This is a genomic window from Streptomyces himastatinicus ATCC 53653 (assembly GCF_000158915.1).
Taxonomy (GTDB): Bacteria; Actinomycetota; Actinomycetes; order Streptomycetales; family Streptomycetaceae; genus Streptomyces; species Streptomyces himastatinicus.
On sequence record NZ_GG657754.1, the window covers coordinates 1833214 to 1834682 of the forward strand.

General features: G+C 69.3%; 1 protein-coding gene. It reads left to right on the forward strand.

Annotation, left to right across the window (positions count from 1 at the left end; translation table 11 throughout):
- A partial coding sequence (gene rhaD / locus SSOG_RS07005) for a bifunctional rhamnulose-1-phosphate aldolase/short-chain dehydrogenase (RefSeq protein ID WP_009713511.1) occupies positions 1 to 1469 on the forward strand: 1469 nt, incomplete at both ends.

Consider the following 1469-nt stretch of genomic DNA (forward strand, 5'->3'; position numbering starts at 1 on the left):
TCCGGCATCGCCCTCGCCTGCGCCGCCGACGGTGAGGCGCTCACCAAGGAGTGTTTCGGCAACCAGGTGGTCTGGGTGCCCTGGCGCCGCCCCGGCTTCCAGCTGGGCCTGGACATCGCCGCCATCAAGAAGGCCAACCCCCAGGCCATCGGCTGCATCCTCGGCGGCCACGGCATCACCGCCTGGGGCGACACCTCCGCCGAATGCGAGGCCAACTCCCTCCGCATCATCCGCACCGCCGAGGAGTTCCTCACCGAACGCGGCAAGGCGGACCCCTTCGGGCCGACCATCCACACCACCCTCCCCCAGGCCGAGCGCCGCGCCCGCGCAGCCGCCCTAGCCCCCGTGATCCGCGGCCTGGCCTCCACGGACCGCCCGCAGGTGGGCCACTTCACGGACAGCGACACCGTCCTGGACTTCGTCTCCCGCGCCGAACACCCCCGCCTCGCCGCACTCGGCACGTCCTGCCCGGACCACTTCCTCCGTACGAAGGTCCGCCCCCTCGTCCTCGACCTCCCCCCGAACACCCCCCTGAACGAAACCATCGACCGTCTCAAGGAACTCCACGCCACCTACCGCACCGACTACGCGGCCTACTACGACCGCCACGCCACCCCCGACTCCCCCGCGATGCGCGGCGCGGACCCGGCGATCGTGCTGATCCCCGGGGTAGGCATGTTCAGCTACGGCAAGGACAAGCAGACGGCCCGGGTAGCAGGCGAGTTCTACGTCAACGCGATCAACGTGATGCGGGGCGCCGAAGCGGTCTCGTCCTACTCCCCCATCGAGGAGTCGGAGAAGTTCCGCATCGAGTACTGGGCACTCGAGGAAGCCAAACTCCAGCGCATGCCCAAGCCCAAGCCCCTCGCCACCCGCGTCGCCCTGGTGACCGGCGCGGGCTCGGGCATCGGCAAGGCGATCGCTCACCGCCTGGTGGCAGAGGGCGCCTGCGTAGTGGTGGCAGACCTCAACCCGGACTCAGCGGCAGCCGTGGCCCAAGAGCTGGGCGGCCCGGACAAGGCGATCCCCGTAACAGCAGACGTCACGTCGGAAGACCAGATCAAGGAAGCCTTCACCGAAACCGTCCTGGCCTTCGGCGGCGTAGACCTCCTCGTCAACAACGCCGGGATCAGCATCTCCAAACCGCTCCTGGACACCACGACCCAGGACTGGGACCTCCAGCACGACATCATGGCGCGCGGCTCCTTCCTCGCCTCCCGCGAGGCGGCCCGCGTGTTCATCGCCCAGAACATGGGCGGCGACATCGTCTACATCGCCTCCAAGAACGCGGTGTTCGCGGGCCCCAACAACATCGCGTACTCCGCCACCAAGGCCGACCAGGCACACCAAGTGCGCCTACTCGCCGCAGAGTTGGGCGGACACGGCATCCGCGTCAACGGGGTGAACCCCGACGGCGTCGTCCAGGGCAGCGGCATCTTCGCAGGCGGCTGGGGCGCCCAACGCGCCGC